Genomic DNA, 2,071 nt, shown 5'->3' with positions numbered 1-2,071 from the left:
GATGACACTATCGCTCTTCATCAGCGTAAGCTTGAAAAACTCCAGGAACTCAAAAAAGGGTATCTACAAAAGATGTTTTGCTGAGCTTAATTTGATCAAATTTAGGATCCTATGAAACCCCATGACTTAATTTTTATTGTGCTTGGTCAACACTTAATTCACCTGTATAATAGATTACGCAGGAAGTTTTAAGGGCGGTGGCTGTCTTTTCCCTTGCGAGGTGAGGCCCATGGGAACATGGAGTAATCTTCAGGAAGGTTTCACAGTCAATGAGCGTCTTCCAGACACTCTCGTTGATGTTGCTGTTTGCAATGTTTATTTTAGCGTTGCTAACATACATCGACAAAAGGAACAAATAAAAAAGCCGCCCCGATTATAACTTTGGCGAGTTACGGGACGACAGTATCGTTTAGTTAACTAATGCCACCGCCTTTGAAGCGGCTTGCATGGGAAGTCTTGTTAGCGCAGGGCTTCCTTTTTCTGTCTCCATTATAGCATGCCCTTTAAAAACTGGCTAACGTTTTAGACTTTGATCGGGTTCAGAATCTGGTTGTTTAATTTCTGGATTCTTTTTAGCAAATGCTTGCAGCTGTTTTTGCGTTCGATTACTGATTTTCTGGTGTACATCATTTAATTTATTTTTTAGTTCTGATTTTTGTTGTGGATTCGTTGCTTGCTGAACTTGTTGTTGCAAGCTTTGATAGGACTTATTCAGTGACTGAGCTGATAGCTTTTTTAGATCATGCTCAGGTTCTTTTTGTGCTTCTTGTAAGCCTAGTTGTTTGGTTAACCCGTCACTAAGCTCAATCACTTTGTTGCTAACTTGCTGGATTTCACTTAAAGCACTATGGATCACAGCTGTATCTTTAGCCCAGGTAGCCACATAACCGAGTGAATAGTTACTGGTATCAACTCCAATATTTTGCATGGCAACATATGCGACCGCTTCGGCTTGGGTTTCCTGATAGGCTCGTGGGCGATCTTTAAAGGCTGATTTTAACCCATGTAACTGACTATGCGCATATTCGTGATATAACGTCTTTAGTTTCAAAGCATTGTCGGGCTCATCGCCACCAATGACGATTTCATTAGTGCTGGGTTGAAAATACCCCTTAGCCCCATTTAGCGTCGCTAAAGGCACTTCACTGACTTTAAGGTCGGGTTGCTGGTTTAAATAATCTTTGAACGCGTTATATAAGTTTGTCACATTCTGATGATCAGCCAAATTTTCTTTGACAAAGTCTTTAGCGCTTAGGACAGGGTCACCACTAGTTTGTGCCACGTCGAAGATGGGTAGGTAACGATAACCAACAATGGCCCGTTCGTCGGTAGTATCAAGTCGCTTTTGCTCAGCGGGTGTTAATTTCTTAATAATCGGTGCCGCAATTCGAATGGACTTAGCGCCCTTATTAACGGTGCGGTTAAAATCTGTTTGCCATTGCTTAAAGCCCGCGACTTGAGTGGCTTGCGGATTTTGCGCATAAATCAAATCAATGTTTCTGGCGCTATAATGATGAAATTTAGCCAGGGTATTAAGATACTGTTTAAATCGGTCACTATCGGTTAATTTTAGGATTTGTTGTTCGGCTTGGGCGACTAATTGTGCTTTCCAGGCTTTAACGTCGGCTTTACTCGGCATTGCCTACCCCTCCTCATCTTCAAAAATATCATTCAATATAGGGGCTACGTTGATTTGAATCGGGGTCGTGCCATAAAGGGCGATGTAGCCATCAGCTAATTTTTGCCAAGCCACTTGATAATAGGCTCCGTTACCAGTGGTTTCTTTTAAATACTTGTAGGTTCCTTTAGCCTGCAAAACCGGTAATTCACTCCCAATGACTGTTAATTCGTTATCCATATTTATGATCTCCTTTGCGTTGCTAATCTCACCCGTTGTTTAGGTTTACTTTTAGGGTTGTAGAAGTGAACCTAAATGACGGGTTCACCAACCGGAACGTAGTGTAGGGCGGTAGGCAGGTTCTAATCAAAATCAAAACTTAATTTATGACCGTCAAGTTTTAGCTTGGCGTCAAACGACTTTCCCTTTTTGCTCTTGAAACCCTTTAATTTA

At 41.5% G+C, this 2,071-nt stretch carries 4 protein-coding genes; 1 reads left to right on the top strand and 3 read right to left on the bottom strand.

The features are described 5' to 3' along the window. Nucleotides 1-269: 269 nt before the first annotated feature. A complete protein-coding gene (locus JCM2765_RS18910) occupies nt 270-359 on the top strand; it encodes a putative holin-like toxin (RefSeq protein ID WP_072672334.1) in 90 nt (29 codons plus the stop codon). 155 nt (nt 360-514) lie between these two features. Here the strand turns inward: JCM2765_RS18910 and JCM2765_RS16415 are convergent, their stop codons facing one another. The 3 genes from JCM2765_RS16415 to JCM2765_RS19230 form a co-directional block, all read right to left on the bottom strand. Then, nucleotides 515-1,639 carry an ArdC-like ssDNA-binding domain-containing protein gene (locus JCM2765_RS16415; RefSeq protein ID WP_054737591.1) on the bottom strand — a complete coding sequence of 375 codons (1,125 nt, stop codon included), beginning with the start codon at nt 1,637-1,639 and terminating at the stop codon, nt 515-517. A gap of 3 nt (nt 1,640-1,642) precedes the next feature. Then, the gene (locus JCM2765_RS16410; RefSeq protein WP_034528478.1) at nt 1,643-1,858 is read right to left on the bottom strand and encodes a hypothetical protein; all 216 of its coding nucleotides are present in this window, start codon (nt 1,856-1,858) and stop codon (nt 1,643-1,645) included. 122 nt (nt 1,859-1,980) lie between these two features. Then, a partial coding sequence (locus JCM2765_RS19230; protein ID WP_369404086.1) for a topoisomerase C-terminal repeat-containing protein occupies nt 1,981-2,071 on the bottom strand: 91 nt, incomplete at its 5' end.

The sequence above is a fragment of the Secundilactobacillus similis DSM 23365 = JCM 2765 genome, from assembly GCF_001311075.1.
GTDB lineage: Bacteria > Bacillota > Bacilli > Lactobacillales > Lactobacillaceae > Secundilactobacillus > Secundilactobacillus similis.
This window is presented reverse-complemented; position numbering and strand designations above follow the sequence as displayed.